The 1,917-nt window shown below is 70.7% G+C and carries 3 protein-coding genes; 1 reads left to right on the forward strand and 2 read right to left on the reverse strand.

Features of this window, described 5'->3' with window-relative positions:
* The first annotated feature begins 167 nt into the window (after positions 1-167).
* A complete protein-coding gene (locus G6027_RS15630; RefSeq protein ID WP_182637969.1) occupies positions 168-719 on the forward strand; it encodes a helix-turn-helix transcriptional regulator in 552 nt (183 codons plus the stop codon).
* A 52-nt stretch (positions 720-771) separates the two neighbouring features.
* Here the strand turns inward: G6027_RS15630 and G6027_RS15635 are convergent, their stop codons facing one another.
* Both G6027_RS15635 and G6027_RS15640 read right to left on the reverse strand, forming a co-directional pair.
* Positions 772-1,227, reverse strand: a complete 456-nt coding sequence (locus G6027_RS15635) for an SRPBCC family protein (RefSeq protein ID WP_206682501.1) — start codon at positions 1,225-1,227, stop codon at positions 772-774.
* A gap of 71 nt (positions 1,228-1,298) precedes the next feature.
* Positions 1,299-1,917, reverse strand: a 619-nt coding sequence (locus G6027_RS15640) for a zinc-binding dehydrogenase (RefSeq protein ID WP_182637971.1), incomplete at its 5' end; no start/stop codon positions are given.

The raw sequence follows: 1,917 nt of genomic DNA on the forward strand, positions 1-1,917 counted from the left end.
GGACTTCGGCTCCGGCGGGGGCGCGGACTCCAAGGCGTGGCGCGACATCTGGGGCGCGGGCCAGGGCGTCGGCGCGGTCACCTCGACGGGCTCCGTCCGCGACCTGGTCGAGCGGCTCCGCGCGGAGTACGAGCAGGCGGCGTCCGCTCTGGCAGCGCGCTGAATCCGTGTCGCTGAAGTTCGCGATCCTCACCTCCCTCACCGAGCGGGCGGGGAGCGGGATCGAGCTGGCGCGGAGGTTCGACAAGTCCATCGGGTACTTCTGGCCGGCGACCCACCAGCAGATCTACCGGGAGCTCGACCGGCTGGGGGAGTCCGGCCTGATCCGGGAGCTCCCGCTCGAGGGCGCCCCCTCGCGGGGTAACCCGCGCCGTTTCGAGGTCACCGAGGACGGCCGGAGGCTGCTCACCGAGTGGATCTGCGAGCCGGACGAACCCGATCCGATGCGGTCCACCATGGCGGTGCGGGTGCGTGCCGCCGCCGCGACGGGGGCGGTCCAGGAGGTCAGGGAGGCGCTGAGGCACCACCGCGACCAGCGGGCCGACAGCCTCCGCCGCTACCGCGAGATCGAGGAGCGGGACTTCGCGCGGGCCGACCCGGAGAACGCCCGCGACCTCCTCCAGCACAGGGTGCTCACGCTGGGCATCCAGGTGGAACAGGCGTGGGTGAGCTGGTGCGACGAGGTGCTCGAGATGTTGGAGCGCCTACCGGAGGGCTGACCGTCGCACCCGCTCATCGCACGCGCTCATCGCACGAGCGCATGGCACCGACTCAGTTCGCCAACGCCGCCTCGAGAGACGCCAGCGACGCCTCGAGGAAGTCGCGACCGAACGGCGGCATCCCGCCGATCTCGTCGGCCTGCTCCTGGGGTGTCGCCGACCAGTCGTACCGGAGGGTGACCTCGGTGGATGCGCCTGCGGGAGCGAGGTCGTACCGCCAGCGCCACCCGCCGGTGGAGATCTCTCCGGTCGCATCGGGCTGGCCCGGCTCCCATTCGATCGTGCGGTCGGGCTCGAATGCCGTGACCACGTTGTGCATCTCGTAGTGGCCGCCCGCGGCCTCGATGTACATGTTGATCACAAAGACGTCCCCGACCCCCCGAATGACCTCCGACGTGACCGCGTCGCGCACCCAGTCCCCGGGTTCGGTGTGCTTGTGGCGGGTCGGGTCCGCCAGTAGCGAGAAGACCTCCGACGGAGACGCCGGGATCGTGCGGCTCGCGGTCATGAAGGTGGCGGACCCGTGCTCGGCACTTGGGTTATCGGCGCCAGCAGTGGTGGACATCAGTTTCTCCTCGATCACTCGACGGTCAGCAGGATCTTGCCGTGGCTCTCGCCCGACTCGAGTAGGGCCAGAGCCTCCGCGACCCGCTCCAACGGGATCTCTCGGGAGACTCGGGTGGTCACGTCGCCCGCGGCGACCATCGGCCACACGTGGTCCACCACCTCCCGGCAGATGCCGGTCTTGCCGCCGGGGCCGTCCACCGGGCGGGCTCGGAGGTTGGTGGCCAGCACGCCGGCGCGGCGCGGGAGCAGGGCTCCCAGATTCAGCTCACCCTTCATCCCGCCCTGCATGCCGATCACCATCAGTCGGCCGTCCGGGGCGAGTGACGCGATGTTGGGCTCGAGGTACTTCGCGCCCATCACGTCGAGGATCAGGTCGACGCCACGGCCTCTCTCGTCGTCGTCGGTCCACTCCCTGACCCGGTCGGAGAAACTCTCCTCGCGGTAGTCGATCACCAGGTCGGCACCGAGATCGCGACATTGTCGGACCTTCTCCGGTCCGCCGGCGGTGGTGGCCACGCGGGCGCCGAGCGCGCGGCAGACCTGGATGGCGTGGGAGCCGATGCCGCCCGCGCCGCCGTGGATCAGAACGCGCGGGGCCCCGAGTTCCGTGTCACCCCAGCGTGCGTTGGGG

The sequence above is a fragment of the Dietzia sp. SLG310A2-38A2 genome (assembly GCF_014145095.1).
Taxonomy (GTDB): domain Bacteria; phylum Actinomycetota; class Actinomycetes; order Mycobacteriales; family Mycobacteriaceae; genus Dietzia.

What these genes read in the sequence shown, in the direction of transcription:
- G6027_RS15635 (WP_206682501.1), bottom strand. Translation starts at nt 1,227, where the DNA reads ATGACCGCGAGCCGCACGATCCCGGCGTCTCCGTCGGAGGTCTTCTCG.